Below are 13,155 nucleotides of genomic sequence, written 5' to 3' on the forward strand. Positions count from 1 at the left end.
CTCCCGGGGCAATCAGGGGTGGGAGCGGGCTGTCCGTCCCTGGCACCGCCCGCACCCCGCCAGGGGGCGCGGTGCGGGCGGAACCGGGGTCGGCACAGGCCGGTCAGGCGGCCCGCGCGGCCGTGGCGCCGTGCTGGCGGGCGGCCTGGTGCCCGATGAACCGGGTGTAGGCCGGGGGGATGGCTTCGCGCAGGCCGTCGCGGGTGGCCCAGGGCATGCCCATCACGGCTTCGCTGCGGGCGAGGGGGACGTCGGAGAAGTTGCCGACGACGTGCATGAACTCGCCGTCCGCGACGGGGCGGCCCATCTTGGCGTTCGGGGCGGTGTGCTCGGGGTGCTGCGGCGGGGTGATGGTGAGGCCGCCGCCGGGTTCGAAGAGGCGGTGGCGGTAGGTGCGCAGGCCGAACATCGTGCCGCAGAGTGTCACGGGGTCGCGCAGGTCGTCGCGGGCCTCGGTGACGTTCTCGATCACCCACGGGCGCCCGGTGCCCTCCAGCGCGGTCCGGGTGGGGGCGATGAGGCGGGGGTGCTCGCGCTTGTTGATCCGCCAGGTCAGGGACTGGGCCTGGCACGGCGGGGAGGCGTGGACGAAGTCGAACCCGTGGCCGTGCTCGGTGATGAACGCGACGGCGTCGCCCTGCACGAAGCGGAACGGGTAGCGGGGCTGGCCGGTGAGGTCGACGCCGAGGACGTCGTATCCGGCGAGCCAGTAGCCCATGCCGGCGCCGCCCTGGCAGCAGTAGGCGTCCAGGACGGTCATGCCGTTCCACGGGCGGGCGGGCAGCCGGTCGGCGGACGGGCGGACGGTGAAGTCCATGACACCCCCTCAGGCGGCCCGGCGGGCGGCCGGGAAGGGCAGGACGGTGGCGAGCCGGGCGGGCTGGCCGTCGGCTGGGGCGGGAGCGCCTTCGCCGCCGTCGGGCGGGGCGATGGCCTGCCGGGCGGCGCGGTGGGCGGCGGACTCGGCGAGCACCTGCCGGACGGCGGCGGAGTCGGTCTTGTCGCCGCGCTGGGAGATGAGGGTGGCGGCGCCGAGGACGGCGCCGGGGCCGAAGAGGACGGCGGCGGTGATCGCGTCGGTGGTGAGGCTCATCGGATGCCTTCCCGGGTGGCGGTGGCGAGCAGGTCCAGGACCGAAGTGCCGAGGGCGGCGGCGCGCTGCTCGATGCCGGTCCAGGACTCGGGGTCGATGTGGAGCAGGGCCGCGAGGGCGGCGGCCGGCTCACGGTTGGCGGCGGCGGTGAGCGCGTCGCGCAGGTGGACGGCGGCCAGCGGACGGACGCGGACGGGGGTGTTCACGTGGTGGCGCTCCTCTCGTTGCTGGTGGCGGAGAGTGACGGCGTTCGGGCAGGGAGGGAGAGGGGCCCCGGGCCGAAAGGCCGGTTCTCGGGGCCCCCGAGGGGGTGGGGGTGGCGCCTCCCTGCCTCCCTGGCGCGTTGATCTGCGCTGATCAGGGATGGTGTGGGGGTTCAGGGAGGCGTTCAGGGAGAACTCCCTGCCTCCCTTCGGCCTCCCTCTGGCGCGTCGGTTACGCTCCGGCGTCCTCGGTGCGGAGCTGGAGGGCGGATTCGACCTTGGCGCGGGAGACGACCATCTGTCCGTCGGACTTGTAGGGGGCGGCGCCGACCGCGTCCAGCACGGTCTTCAGGTCCCCGAACGTCCACTCCCGGTACCGGCCCGGGTCCCGGGCCGCGAGAGCGGAGAGGACTTCCTGGGTGCGCATCCGCTTCTCGTCGCCGAGCACGGCGGCGACGTCGGCGAGCGGGTCCGCCTCCTCCGGCCGGTCCACGGAGGAGAGGGTGGTGACCCCGTTGCGGCGGGCCTTGGCCCGGCCGGCGATCTCGGCGGCGTGCCCGCCGTCGATGAAGTGCGTGCGGATGGTGATGCTGCTCTGCCCGGGGGCGAGCTTCACGCCGTCACCGGCCACCACCAGCGTGCCCTTGTCGAGCCCCTGGCGGAGCTTGTGCGGGGCGGCGCCGCCGTCCACGGCCTTCTCGCCCAGCGCCATGCGCGCCTGCTCCTCGGTGCCCAGCACGAGCGAGGCGCGGATGTGGGCGCCCTCCCGGACCATCTTGGGCAGGTTCTCGTTGGTCGGGTCCTGCGTGCCCTGCCACAGCAGCACGTTGACCACCCGGCCCTGGTTGTGGAGCTTGCGGGCCGCCATGTAGTACCGGCTGGTGGCCTTGGTCCCGCCGTAGGGGCGCTTGTCCTCCCCGACGGCCGGGCACATGAACGCCACCTGCGCTTCGTCGACCAGCAGGACGATCGGGCGGAACCGTTGGTCGGTGCGGGCCATCTCCCGGGTCACGCCGTCGGTGGCCCCGGACTGCTCCAGCAGCTCGATCCGCCGCTCCATCTCCGCGACGCCCTGCTCCAGCATCTCCGTGGCGGAGATGACGTGCTCGTCGGTCGGCCCCTGGATCAGCACGCTCGCCAGGCCGTCGAACATCCGCCAGTCGCCGGCGCCCTTGAGGTCGGCGACCCGGAACTCCACGCTCGTGTCCAGGGCCAGCCACAGGGCCAGCGCCCGGAGCGCGGCGGTCTTGCCCTGGTTGGACAGGCCCGTGATCAGCAGGTGGCGCTGCAGCAGGGACAGGGCGGCGGCGTCCCCTCGCAGATCCTGCCCCCACGGCGCGCGGCCGTTGTAGAGATCGGCGCTCAGGTCGGGGTCGGTGACCAGCGGCGAGGGGCCGATCGGCTCGTCCAGGGCGCCGCTGTCGGCGATCCACAGGCGCACGGTGCGGGCGGCCTGGGGGATGGTGACGAACACCTCGTGCTCGTGCCGGGCGAGGTTCTCGGCGAGCTTGCGGCGGCGCTTCTGCACCTCCTCCGTGGACACGCCCGAGGGCAGGGTGACGTCCACCTCGACCCCGCATCCGGCGATGCGGATCGGGCCGAGCATCCCGGCCCCGGCGTCGCCCATCTCCCGGATCGCCGACCTGAGCGGGGCGATGCCCAGGTCCCGCAGCGCGGTCACCACCACCGAGGGCGTGATCGGCGCCCCGGCGTCGTCCTTGACCGCGCCCGGCAGGGTCCAGGCCGGGGCGGCCTGGCGGTGCCGGCCGATCGACCACAGGGACAGCAGGACCAGGAACGGCCCCGCCACCACGGCCGGGCCCCACAGGATCCCGATCAGGATCGCGGCCCAGCGGATCAGCTCGATCACGGTCATCGTCGGCGCCACGACCTTGGTGATGTCCTGCTCGGCGATCGCCAGGACGATGCCGAGCAGCAGCAGGGCGCCCTGCGCGGTGCCGAGGGCGAACGCGGCGGCCTTGGCGGCCTGCTGCGGGGCCTTCAGGAGATCCATGCGGCGCTGGTGGCGGGCCGCGCGGAACGCGGCCGCCCTCAACTCCCATTCCATGGCCACCTCGTGCTGGCCGGCGGCCTCCGCCGTGCGCATCATCCGCTCGTAGCGGGCGAGCGTGCGCGCGTCCCACGCCCGCTTCGCGGCGATCACCCCACCGGCCGCGACGTAGGCGCCGTGACGCACGACCAGGCGGGTGGCGGTGCGGGTGCGGTCGTGGGTGAGCACGACCCGTACGGAGCGGCCCCCGCGCACCCACGCCGGCGCCCGCACCGGCCCGCCGTCGGCGGCAGGGGCGGGGGCGGTCTTCGGCAGGACCACGCCCTCCAGCGGGAGGGAAGCCGCGGGAACGGGCCCCGGCTCACTGGGGGCGGGCACGGTGGTGCGGGCGGCGCGGACCTTGGCCAGGTCCACCACCACACCCCCGGACGGGCTGTCCGTGGTGCTGTGCGGCTGGTTCACTGAAGTTCCTTCCTCACTGCGATGTGGTGCGGAAAGGGGCCCGGGACGGCCGGACACGCCGGCAAGCAGGACGGCCGTCCCGGGGTTGGAGCAGGTGGTCAGCGGCCCGTGCGCTTGAGCTCGTGCGCGTGGCACAGCACCGGGGCGTGCATCAGGCCGATCCGGTGGACGGTCCAGCGCCCGGCCGTCAGCGGGCCCGGCGGAACCCCGTCCACGATCCGGCCCGTGCGGCCGACCACGCTCGGGTCGTCCTCGCAGGACACGATCAGCACCTCGTCACCAGCGTTGAACACGGCGGCTCCCCGGTCAGTCGGTCGCGAGGATCGCAGCGAGGGCGGCGGCGGCCTCGGTGGTGGTGATGGGCTCGCCCTTGAGGTGGCCGCTGTACATGGCGCTGGCGCGGCGGGCGACGGAGGCCGGGGTCGCGGTCGGGGCCCCGTTCGCCCACTGGCCGTGGGCGACCAGCTCGTGCGCGGCGTGGCGGGCCATCCGGGCGCGGCTGTCGGCCCGGCGCTTGGCCCGGCGGCGCTCGTTGGCGGCGCGGACGCGCTGCTCGGCGGTCCAGGCGTCCTGCTTGGCGGCGAAGTCGTCGTGGAGCGGGTCACCGGCCGCGCAGGGCTCCATGGTCAGGCACGGCCCGCAGCCGGCGGTGTGCTTGACGGAGAGCTGGAACGCGGTCATGTAGGCGATGAACAGCTGGTCGGACACGGTGTTCTCCTTGTCGGAGTCAGGCAGCAAGCAGGGTGGAGTCGGCGCAGGGCAGGCAGGTGCCGAGGTGCGCGGGCAGGACGTACCCGGCGTCCGTGCCGCAGGTCGGGCAGGTGCGGCGCGCCGCGTTGGCGGCGGCCAGGGCCCGCCGACGGCCCGGCGTCATCGGCCGGACCGGCTTGGCCAGGGCCAGGCGGTAGAGGTAGGCGGGGCGCGGGTCCCTGGTGAGGCGGGAGCGCCACAGGAGCTGGGCGGCGACGGGCTGTCCGCCGGGCCGCAGGCCGAGGGCGCGGAGCTGACGGCGGGTGAGCAGGCCGGGCGGGGCCATGTGCCACGGGTAGGTGGGCATGCCGCCGTGCCGCTCACCGGCCGGGTCCCAGAAGCGGGGCCGGCTCACGGCTACTGGCCGGGGACGTCGGCGACGGCGATCAGCTCCACGGGCACCCCGTGGACCTCGCCGAAGGCGACCAGGCACGCGCCGTGGGGGCAGGCGCTGTAGGCGATCTCGCACGTGTGGAGGTCGAGGGCGGCGCGCCACTGCTCGAAGCGGGCGAGCGAGTCGTGGACCACCAGGGAGACACCCCAGTCCGGGGCCCCGTCGTCGGTCTCGAAGTCGCACACCTCGAACTCGGGCTGCGGCAGGTCCGCGTGCTCGGTGAGGGTCAGCATGAGCGCGTGCGCGGCGTCGGCCTGGTTGGCGGCGAGCGTGGTCATGATGCCTTCTCCTCGGTGGGTTCGGCGGTGGTCCCGGTGTCGTCCTGGCCGGGGTCGGGAACGGCGTGCAGCGCGGGCCGATCCGCCTCGGCGACGGTGGGCGCCGCCTGCTCGGCGCGGTCGGCCTTGAGGGCTTCGCGTACGGTGCGGGCCTTGACGCCCGACGTCCGCAGCTCCACCCGGATCCGGTCGGCGGTCAGCTCGGCGTCCGTCCAGTCGGCCGTGGCCGACCGCGCCTCGGCGAGCAGCTCGTCCGCCGTGCGCTTGGGTCGGATCGTGCGGGCCGCCGCCGGAACGGTGCCGGTCGCCCGTCGGGGCCGTGCCGCCCTCGGGGCGATCGGCTTGGGGGTCGGTGCAGTCGGCTCCGCCACGACGGGCGGAGCGGTCGGCTCGGCGGACGCGGTGGTCGGCGCCGGGGCCGGTTCGGGGTCGGGCGACCGGTACGCCGACCGGTCGGGATCGGCCGCAGCGAATTCGTGCAGCTCAGATACCGACCGTTTCGTCATGGTCTGGTCCGACTTGTCGGCCTTGGGCTTGGCATGCAGCACCTTCGCCACCAGGTCGGACCCGAAGTAGATCGACCCGACCGGCAGGCTGCTGGCGAGCAGGACCAGCGCCCAGTGGGCGGGCGCCCACTCGGCCAGTCGGGTCCGACCGCCCGCGTGGAGTCCGGGCACGAGTCCGTGCACGTAGTTGAGCACCAGCGACGCGGCCGTGTACCCGGCCAGCACCCGCAGCGCGAACCTGCGGTCCGCGTCGGTCAGCACTAGCGCGACGACCAGGGCCAGTGCCATGAGGCCGTCGACCACGAGCGGGTAGACGGTCGCGGCGGTCGGGTCGGCCCCGATCGCCGCCGCGACGTCCCGCAGCGCGTTCCACGAGACGCGGAAGGCCATGGCGGCCACCGCGAGCAGGCCGGAGATCAGCCAGACCTTCCCGGCCCGGCTCACCGCGCGTCTCCCGCCGGGGCGGCGAGCAGCGGGCGGGCGGCCTCACGGGTGATGCGGGCCGCCTCGGCGGCCACGGCGGCGGCGATCCGGGCGGCCTCGGCAGCAGCGGCCGCCCGCGCGGCCTCCGCCCGGGCCTCGGCCGTCACGCCGCCACCCCCGACCGCAGCCGGCGAGCGGCGGTACGCGGACGGGCCAGCGGGACCGGGGCGGACCGCAGCAGCTCGGCGGCGACCGCCGCCGACTCCGGGTCCGACTCCCACAACTCCGCCAGCACCTCACGGGCCACGTCCGTACGCGCCCGGTGCTCGTTCGCGCTCTCACCGGCCACGCCGCCGAACAGCGCCCCGAACGGGTCACTGTCGACGCCGAGCGCCAGCTCAGCGAACTCCAGCGGGGAGCAGGCACGCTGGCCTGCAACAATCGACTTCACGGGTCTACCTCTTCCAGAAGGTGAGGTGGGCCCCAGGGGCTGCCGCGCTCCGGCCAAGGAACGCGCGGCGGCCCCGACTCATGCGGGCCCAGCTACTCGCGATGTACGAGTAGCCATGACCCCCGACCCGCCACAGGCGGCACGGATCGGGGACCAAAGACACTCGTTCTCGTCGCACACTGTTGAGTTCTCAAGGAACAGCTCGTCATCGACAGTCCGTAGGGCGCGCGGCCAAGCCGCCTTCCCCCGACAACTGCCGGGCGTATCCATGCAGGTCACACCTCTTCGAGGCGCGACTCAGTACGAGCATCTTGTGCTCATTGAGCCTCTGGCTCAACTGGTAGGTACAAGCTGCTGAACATGATGCTGCACTCACGGAGCGCGATCGTCAAGCCTGTTGGTTCAACATGTAGGAACCAGTTGACTGGATGCGTCATCATTGAGGCATGAGCACCCAGCCGCTGTACCGTCGCGTGGCCGACAGCCTCCGGAGCGAGATCAGCTCTGGAGCCCTCGCCCCTGGGGCCCGTCTGCCGTCCGAGCGCGAGCTTTGCGACCGCTTCGACGCCTCCCGGAACACTGTCCGCAATGGCCTGAAGGTGCTCGTGTCCGAGGGCCTCATCGCGCCCAGCCAGGGGCTCGGCTACGAGGTCAGGTCGCGCGAGGTCTTCATCCTGAACGCCTCTCGCTTCGAGAACCTGACCTTCCCCCAGAACGGTGACGCCTACAACACCGATGTGACGCAGGCTGGGCGTCAGCCGCACCAGGAATTCCGCGTCGAGATGCAGCCTGCGCCCGTCGAGGTGGCGGAGCAGCTTCGGATCTCGGAGGGTGCGACGACGGTTCTGCGGTTCTGTCACCGCTACGTCGACGGAGTGCCGTGGTCGACCCAGGCCACGAACTACCCGATGTGGCTGGTCGAGAAGGCCCCACGCTTGGCCGAGCCGGGCGACATCGATGAGGGGACGACTCGGTACCTCGCCGGAGTCGGGGTTGAGCAGGTGGGCTACTTCGACGACATCTCGACTCGGATGCCCACGCCCGACGAGAGCAGGCTGCTCCAGACCGGTGACGGCGTTCCGGTGCTCGTCTGGCGTCGCACCGGCTACTCGGCGGACAGGCCGATCCGCTGTACGGTCACGACGCTCCGTGGAGACCTGAACCACATAAACTACGAGATCGGCGACCTGACTGCCCTGCTGGGAGGCGAAAAGTGATCATCGAGACCGCCAGTCCGGCCGACCTTGAGTACCTGCTCGCCGTTCGGCGCGAAGCGGCTGCTTGGCTCCGGACTCTCGGCAGCGACCAGTGGAGTCGCGACTACCCTGCCGACAAGCTGCTGGCCACGATCAAGGCCGGCACTGTCTTCATGCTGCGAGACGGCGCTGAGACGGCTGGCACGATAACCGTCACGCCGGAGGCTGAGCCGGGACTCTGGACTGACGACGAACTTGCTGAGCCGTCCCGATTCGTCAACAAGTTGACCGTGTCGCGCGCCTACGCCGGCCGTGACATTGGCGGACACCTGTTGAACTGGGCGAGCGAGCGAGCCGCCGTCGAGGGAGCCGCGTGGCTTCGGCTGGACGCCTGGACCACGAATGAACGCCTGCAGAAGTACTACCTGGATCACGGGTTCACCCATGTGCGGACAGTCCGCGAGGGCGGTGCTGTGAACGGTGGCCCGCGTGTGTCAGGCTGGCTCGCCCAACGTGCTGCCAGTCGGGCCGGACATGGGTTTACGGACCAGACTCTTCGCGTTGCGGCTTAGCTGACACTGTGCTGTTCAGCACAGACGTGCGAGGGTAGGGGTCATGGTGCTCGGCCTTCAGATCGGCAGGCTCGGCCGAACCGATTATTTTGGCTATGCCTTGCTAGTAACGTCGCAGGTCACGCAGTGCAGGTCACGCAGTATCGGCCCCGCACACGCGGGGATGGCCCGCGGGCCGTCCTCATCGCCTCCCGCACCCGCACATCGGCCCCGCACACGCGGGGATGGCCCTACGACCAGCGCGCCCTCGACTACCTTGCCGCCATCGGCCCCGCACACGCGGGGATGGCCCTGGCATCGCCGCGGAGCGGCGCCTGCGTCACTCATCGGCCCCGCACACGCGGGGATGGCCCCCACCCGATCCCGCAGGCGCCCCGCCCCCACCGATCGGCCCCGCACACGCGGGGATGGCCCCCACCCGATCCCGCAGGCGCCCCGCCCCCACCGATCGGCCCCGCACACGCGGGGATGGCCCCCGGCAGATGTTCGTCAAGTTCAGCCTTGACGGATCGGCCCCGCACACGCGGGGATGGCCCCCGGACCGTCGGCGAGTTGATCGAGGACGTCCGGATCGGCCCTGCATGTGCGGGGATGGCCCCTGGCTGGATCTCCAGGGCATGGACGGGGAGAGATTGGGCCCCGCGTGGCGGGGAGAAGCTGGCCCGTCTGGCGTCGGAACGGCCTAGAAGACCATCGCACTCCCATGCCACAACCGTGCCAGGACGGACGGGAATTCACGGGGAATTGCGGCTGGCAGCGGTACGAGTATGTGGTGGAACGCCAGCACCACTTCGCTGCAGGTCAGGGCAGGTAGGCGACAACTGTGCTCCTAAAGCCGGTGTCGCAGGTTCGAATCCTGCCTGGGGCACAGCGCCGGTTCCGGCGGACGACGCAGTACGCGGGCCCCCTCGGTGTCGACCGAGGGGGCCCGCGGCGTTCCGCCGAGCGGTTGCGGAAGGCGCTCAGCGCAGGAGGCCGTCGGGCCGGTCGGGGACGGGGTCGGCGGCGGGACCGGCCGCGGGGGTGTCCGGGGCCTCGGCCGGAGTGTCGTCGGAGCGGTCGTCCGGGCGGTCGTCCGAGAGGTCGGTGTCGCGGGGTGGGCGGGCGGAGGAGACGAGGACCCGCTGGACACGGGGGCGGGTGCGCCAGTCCACCCGGCGGAAGTCGCGGGCGAGGGCACCGGGGCGGGCGAGTTCGACGAGGACGGTGACGGCGCCGAGGACGATTCCGGCGGCGAGCCAGCCGGCCAGGACGTCGGTGGTCCAGTGGACGCCGAGGAAGACCCGGGAGGCGCCGATCGCGAGGAGGGTCAGGGCGCCGGTCGTGCAGGCGGTGGTCCGGCCGGCGCGGCGGGCCCGGGGCCAGAGCAGGCCGACCAGCACCGCACAGGTGATCGCGGAGGCCATCGCGTGCCCGGAGGGGAAGGCGGGACCGTCGGCGTGTGCGACCGGGTCGGAGAAGGCCGGGCGGTGGCGGCCGAAGGAGAGCTTCAGCACCCACTGGCCGCCCCAGCCGATCAGGGTCTGGGCCGCCACCCAGCCGGCCAGGGTCCGGGCACCGATCAGCCAGAGCCAGAGCGCGACGACGCCGAGGACGGCGCGCATGGTGATCGTCCCGCCGATGTCGGAGAACATCTGCACCGAGGCGGTCCACACGGTGTGATCGGCCGCGTAGCGGTGCAGATCGCCGGTCAGCTCGCGGTCGAACCGGGCGAGCGGGCCCCAGCCGGTCTGCACCAGGGCCGCGAGGGCGGCGAACAGTCCGGCACAACAGACCGCGAGTGCCGCGTGCCGGAGCAGGTGGCGATCACGCGCGGTGATGGTGGGCGAGCTGTTGGTCAGGTGCATGGCTGTCACCTTCCCAGTCGCCTGTGCCGAGCGTGCGCTGCGGTGATAGCGATTTGGCATCTTTTGTGAGGAGGACCTGCGTACGCCGGTGCGGGAGCGCGGGTCCGCGCGGGAACGCGCCCGGCGCCGGCGGGGTTGTGCCTGACGGGGGCCGTGCGCGGGATGCGCCGAAACGGTCCCGAACCGGCACCCGCGGTGCCCGTGCGATCACCCTCCGTTCAGGATCAGGGGCAAATCTCGCAGGATACTGCATCCCTGGAAGAATCTGAGCGACTTGGGAATGTTGTCCGGAATCTGTTCGTTGGATCGTTACGTGTGAGCCCCTCGGGGCCCGCACATCGTGCCCTCCTGGGGGCAGGCAGCCAGAGCTCGGCAACACCAGCAAAGGGAGCAAGCATGGCCACCCGTGCCGTCGTTCGCGACAGGGCCGACCGGACTCGCGCGGCCCGCCCGACCAACTTCGAGGCCGACCGTGACCTGGTCGGCATGTATCTCGACGAGATCGCCAGGACACCCCTGCTCGATGCCGCCGAAGAGGTCGAGCTCTCGCTGCGGATCGAGGCCGGCGTGTACGCCCAGCACCTGCTGGACGAGGGCGGGCTCCCCGAGGGCGTGCAGCGGGAGGAACTGGAGGCGATAGCCGAGGACGCCGAACGCGCCAAGGACGTCTTCATCCGGTCGAACCTCCGTCTCGTGGTCGCCGTCGCCCGGCGCTACCCGCGCAGCGGCCTGCCCTTGCTGGACCTCATCCAGGAGGGCAACGCGGGCCTGGTCCGCGCGGTCGAGAAGTTCGACTACGCCAAGGGCTTCAAGTTCTCCACCTACGCGACGTGGTGGATCCGCCAGGCCATCACCCGGTCGATCGCCGACCAGTCGCGCACCATCCGGCTGCCCGTCCACCTGGTCGAGGAGCTGGGCCGGATCCGGCGGGTGCAGCGGGAGAAGTCGAAGGAGCTGGGCCGTGAGCCCGAGCCGGCCGAGATCGCGGCCGAGCTCGACACCACCGAGACCCGGATCAAGGACGTGCTGGACTGGGCCCGGGACCCGGTCAGTCTGAACATGTCGGTCGACGACGAGGGCGAGACCCAGTTCGGCGACCTGGTCGAGGACACCGGGGCGACGTCCCCCGAGGACGCCGTGATGGTCATGCTCCGCCGCGAGGAGCTGGACGGTCTGATCGGGCGGCTGGACGACCGGACGGCCTCGATCATCCGCTCCCGGTACGGCATGGAGGACGGCCGCGAGCGCACCCTCACCGAGGTGGGCAAGCAGCACGGGCTGACCCGTGAGCGGATCCGCCAGATCGAGAAGCACGCGCTGGCGGAGCTGAAGAAGATCGCCGACCATGCGGGCTTCGAGGCCGCGTAGCGGAGGTGTGCGGAGACGTGGGGCGCGCGGGGTGGCGCGGACGGGGGCGGGCGGGAACGGGCACGGCCCGGTGGGTCCGGTGCGGAGCGGTCCGCACCGGGCCCACCGTCGTCCCGGGGCCGTCCTGGGGCGGTCCCGGGGCCTTCTAGGCTTGGTGGGCGGGGGCGGACGACAACGGGGGACGACGGGAGCGGTGGAGGAGACGATGGCGAAGGACACGACGGCCGGCCGGCCGGACACGGAGCCGGGCACGGAGTCCGGGACGGGGGCCGAGCCGGTACAGGCCGCCCCGAAGGCGCAGCCGGGTGCGGACGCGGCGGCGAAGGCCCGGCTGATCTTCGGCGACCCGCTGGACCGGCAGTCCCGGGACGACACCGACACCGGGTGGGGCGACCGCCCCGGAGCCGGTGAGGGCGGTGGACGGGGGCTGGACTGGTACCTGAGCCAGCGCCCGCCGCACCACGGGGGCTGACCCGGCACGCGGCCGACCCCCGCGGGACCGACCCACCACGCGGACCGGCCCGAGGGGAGCGGGGCCGCCGGGCCCCGGGCGGGTCGGGGCGCGGCGTGGCGGAGGTCAGCCGGCCCGGCTGACCAGGGCGTCGCGGATCTCGGTGAGCAGCAGGACCTCCTTGGCCTCGGCCTCCGCCTGCACCTCGGCCAGGGTCTTGCGCTTGGCGGTGAACCTGGTCATCGGCAGGATGAGGCAGAAGTAGACGACGGCGGCGGTGATCAGGAACTGCAGGGCCGCGCTGAGCACGCTGCCCCAGAGGATGAGGATTCCGGACGTGACCTCACCGGCGGCGGTCACCTCGCAGGGCCCCTTGATGCAGGAGCTGTAGGACGCGAGGTCCTTGGCCCCGAACGCGCCGACGATCGGATTGATCACGCCTTTGACGAAGGCGTTGACGATGCCGGTGAAAGCCGCACCGATGACCACGGCGACGGCCAGGTCGACGACGTTTCCGCGCAGCAGGAATTCCTTGAAGCCCTTCATGCCGCGTGAACGACGAAGTCGTCGGCCGGTTACGGGTGATTTCCTCCCCCCTCCGCCGGACAACCCGTTCGGCCGACGGCCGGTGCCGATTCCGCCGCCCGCGGGGCCGCCCGGGCCGGTCCGAGGGCGAGTGCGGCCGCCACCGCGAGCAGCAGTACGACCGGCACCCGGGGCCCGGACCCCAGCAGCCGCCGGAGCCGGGCGCGCGGCCCGGCCCGACCCCCGATCGGCGGGAACGAGGGCACCGGCTGCCGGGGCGGAACGGACGGCGCGGGGAGCGGCGGGATCAGCAGCGGACGGGGCGAAAGGGCGGACGAATCGGTACGCACGGGCACCTCCACGGTCGGGCTCGGGGCTTGCGGTGCCCACTCTGGGGTGCCTGCGCGGCCACCGGAACTCCCTTTTCCCCACCTGTGGAAAACCCGGGCCTGTGGACAGCGGGGCTCACCCGCAGGGGTGAACCGACCGGCCCGACGCTGACGGAACCCGCCCCCGGCGGAACCTGCCCCCGGCCGGACCCGTCCCCCGGCCGGACCCGCCCCGGAGTACGCGAAAGGCCCGCCGCACCCGTGGAGAACGGGAACGGCGGGCCGTCCGGAAAGCT

The 13,155-nt window shown here is 72.8% G+C and carries 17 protein-coding genes and 1 CRISPR repeat array; of the genes, 4 read left to right on the forward strand and 13 right to left on the reverse strand.

Annotated features, from left to right (window positions below; all coding sequences use genetic code 11):
• Window positions 1-103: 103 nt before the first annotated feature.
• The 11 genes from ACW14Y_RS23975 to ACW14Y_RS24025 all read right to left on the reverse strand — a co-directional run bounded on the left by ACW14Y_RS23975 (window position 104) and on the right by ACW14Y_RS24025 (window position 6,571).
• Complete coding sequence (locus ACW14Y_RS23975) at window positions 104-817, reverse strand: SAM-dependent methyltransferase (protein ID WP_456983458.1); 714 nt, start codon at window positions 815-817, stop codon at window positions 104-106.
• Between the two features lie 9 nt (window positions 818-826).
• Window positions 827-1,093, reverse strand: coding sequence for a hypothetical protein (locus tag ACW14Y_RS23980; RefSeq protein ID WP_456983460.1), 267 nt, complete (start codon window positions 1,091-1,093; stop codon window positions 827-829).
• Window positions 1,090-1,299 (reverse strand): hypothetical protein, encoded by a 210-nt coding sequence (locus ACW14Y_RS23985; protein WP_456983462.1) that lies wholly within the window; start codon window positions 1,297-1,299, stop codon window positions 1,090-1,092. Before ACW14Y_RS23985 ends, ACW14Y_RS23980 begins: the two co-directional genes overlap by 4 nt.
• A gap of 229 nt (window positions 1,300-1,528) precedes the next feature.
• On the reverse strand, window positions 1,529-3,628 hold the full coding sequence (locus ACW14Y_RS23990; RefSeq protein ID WP_456988233.1) for an FtsK/SpoIIIE domain-containing protein: 2,100 nt from the start codon (window positions 3,626-3,628) through the stop codon (window positions 1,529-1,531).
• 239 nt (window positions 3,629-3,867) lie between these two features.
• Window positions 3,868-4,062 carry a hypothetical protein gene (locus ACW14Y_RS23995; RefSeq protein WP_402723171.1) on the reverse strand — a complete coding sequence of 65 codons (195 nt, stop codon included), beginning with the start codon at window positions 4,060-4,062 and terminating at the stop codon, window positions 3,868-3,870.
• A 13-nt stretch (window positions 4,063-4,075) separates the two neighbouring features.
• Window positions 4,076-4,477 carry a hypothetical protein gene (locus ACW14Y_RS24000; protein ID WP_456983464.1) on the reverse strand — a complete coding sequence of 134 codons (402 nt, stop codon included), beginning with the start codon at window positions 4,475-4,477 and terminating at the stop codon, window positions 4,076-4,078.
• Between the two features lie 19 nt (window positions 4,478-4,496).
• The gene (locus ACW14Y_RS24005; RefSeq protein WP_456988235.1) at window positions 4,497-4,826 is read right to left on the reverse strand and encodes an RRQRL motif-containing zinc-binding protein; all 330 of its coding nucleotides are present in this window, start codon (window positions 4,824-4,826) and stop codon (window positions 4,497-4,499) included.
• Window positions 4,827-4,876: 50 nt separating this feature from the next.
• A complete protein-coding gene (locus ACW14Y_RS24010) occupies window positions 4,877-5,191 on the reverse strand; it encodes a hypothetical protein (protein WP_456983466.1) in 315 nt (104 codons plus the stop codon).
• Complete coding sequence (locus ACW14Y_RS24015; RefSeq protein WP_456983468.1) at window positions 5,188-6,141, reverse strand: DUF2637 domain-containing protein; 954 nt, start codon at window positions 6,139-6,141, stop codon at window positions 5,188-5,190. Before ACW14Y_RS24015 ends, ACW14Y_RS24010 begins: the two co-directional genes overlap by 4 nt.
• On the reverse strand, window positions 6,138-6,287 hold the full coding sequence (locus ACW14Y_RS24020) for a hypothetical protein (RefSeq protein ID WP_402723175.1): 150 nt from the start codon (window positions 6,285-6,287) through the stop codon (window positions 6,138-6,140). Before ACW14Y_RS24020 ends, ACW14Y_RS24015 begins: the two co-directional genes overlap by 4 nt.
• Window positions 6,284-6,571: a hypothetical protein gene (locus ACW14Y_RS24025; protein WP_456983470.1), complete on the reverse strand. Its 288-nt coding sequence runs from the start codon at window positions 6,569-6,571 to the stop codon at window positions 6,284-6,286. Before ACW14Y_RS24025 ends, ACW14Y_RS24020 begins: the two co-directional genes overlap by 4 nt.
• Window positions 6,572-7,017: 446 nt before the next feature.
• Between ACW14Y_RS24025 and ACW14Y_RS24030 the strand changes: the two genes are divergently transcribed.
• Together ACW14Y_RS24030 and ACW14Y_RS24035 are read left to right on the forward strand one after the other, a co-directional pair.
• The gene (locus ACW14Y_RS24030) at window positions 7,018-7,788 is read left to right on the forward strand and encodes a GntR family transcriptional regulator (RefSeq protein WP_456983472.1); all 771 of its coding nucleotides are present in this window, start codon (window positions 7,018-7,020) and stop codon (window positions 7,786-7,788) included.
• Window positions 7,785-8,339: a GNAT family N-acetyltransferase gene (locus ACW14Y_RS24035; RefSeq protein WP_456983474.1), complete on the forward strand. Its 555-nt coding sequence runs from the start codon at window positions 7,785-7,787 to the stop codon at window positions 8,337-8,339. The genes ACW14Y_RS24030 and ACW14Y_RS24035 overlap by 4 nt, the downstream gene beginning before the upstream one ends.
• Before the next feature lie 142 nt (window positions 8,340-8,481).
• Window positions 8,482-8,937: direct repeats of the CRISPR family, unit length 28 nt; unit sequence ATCGGCCCCGCACACGCGGGGATGGCCC.
• A gap of 364 nt (window positions 8,938-9,301) precedes the next feature.
• Here the strand turns inward: ACW14Y_RS24035 and ACW14Y_RS24040 are convergent.
• Window positions 9,302-10,186 (reverse strand): phosphatase PAP2 family protein, encoded by an 885-nt coding sequence (locus tag ACW14Y_RS24040; protein WP_380308145.1) that lies wholly within the window; start codon window positions 10,184-10,186, stop codon window positions 9,302-9,304.
• A 396-nt stretch (window positions 10,187-10,582) separates the two neighbouring features.
• Here ACW14Y_RS24040 and ACW14Y_RS24045 point away from each other — a divergent pair, with 396 nt between their 5' ends.
• Window positions 10,583-11,554 (forward strand): sigma-70 family RNA polymerase sigma factor, encoded by a 972-nt coding sequence (locus tag ACW14Y_RS24045; protein WP_030393495.1) that lies wholly within the window; start codon window positions 10,583-10,585, stop codon window positions 11,552-11,554.
• Between the two features lie 205 nt (window positions 11,555-11,759).
• Window positions 11,760-12,026: a hypothetical protein gene (locus ACW14Y_RS24050; protein WP_456983477.1), complete on the forward strand. Its 267-nt coding sequence runs from the start codon at window positions 11,760-11,762 to the stop codon at window positions 12,024-12,026.
• A gap of 105 nt (window positions 12,027-12,131) precedes the next feature.
• Here the strand turns inward: ACW14Y_RS24050 and mscL are convergent, their stop codons facing one another.
• The gene (gene mscL / locus ACW14Y_RS24055) at window positions 12,132-12,551 is read right to left on the reverse strand and encodes a large conductance mechanosensitive channel protein MscL (RefSeq protein WP_266271134.1); all 420 of its coding nucleotides are present in this window, start codon (window positions 12,549-12,551) and stop codon (window positions 12,132-12,134) included.
• Window positions 12,552-13,155 lie beyond the last annotated feature (604 nt).

It is taken from the genome of Kitasatospora sp. cg17-2 (assembly GCF_054031055.1).